The 808-nt window shown below is 42.6% G+C and carries 1 protein-coding gene; it reads left to right on the top strand.

The genetic code is table 11. From position 1 onward, the window contains the following. Window positions 1–808: nuclease/transposase family protein (locus AC1DG9_RS27465; protein ID WP_477635748.1), on the top strand; the 808-nt coding region annotated here is incomplete at both ends.

Genomic DNA, 808 nt, shown 5'->3' with positions numbered 1-808 from the left:
ACACCACCTATCGGCTGCTCTCCAATCATTTTAAAGGACAGATTCCTACAAATATTCTAAGCTACCTAAACAACACCCTGATATCCTCTTTTAACAAGGAAAAGGTGGCCTATTGGAAAGGTGAAAAGTCGCTGAGGAATTATAAAAAGAATATTCCCTTGCCTTTCGGGGCGGAAGTGATTTCAAAGCTGAGCCATACGCCCGATGGACGAAATTTTTACTTTAAGCTGTTTCAGATTCCATTCAGGACCTATTTGGGTAAAGACAGATCAGATAAAAAGATTATGCTGAACAGGGTACTCAATGGCACCCTAAAACTTTGTGCCAGCCATATCCAACTGGATCAAGGCAAAATCTATCTGTTGGCGGCCATTCAGATCGAAAAGGAACAACATCATTTGGATACCTCCGTCATTGCTGAAGCATCCTTATCTATTGAACATCCCGTTACCGTTAAAATCGGCAGCCAGGAACATACTATTGGGAACAAGGAAGAGTTCCTACACCGGAGATTGGCCATACAAGCAGCGATCTGCCGGGTAAAGAAAGCGGTTACTTTTAACCGGGGTGGCCATGGACGAAAGCGAAAAAGGAAAAGCCTGGAAGACTACCAGCATCAGGAAAGAAAATATATTGACTATAAACTCCATGTGTATAGCCGCATGCTGATAGACCTCTGTGTAAAGCATGAGGCGGCAACCCTTATTCTCGTCAATCAGGAACTAAAGGAAGAAATAGCGAAGGAAGATCCATTCTTATTGCAGAACTGGAGTTATTACAGCCTGAAAGAAAAAATTGCCTATAAAGC

The organism is Pedobacter sp. 05L430, assembly GCF_056397585.1.
This window is presented reverse-complemented; position numbering and strand designations above follow the sequence as displayed.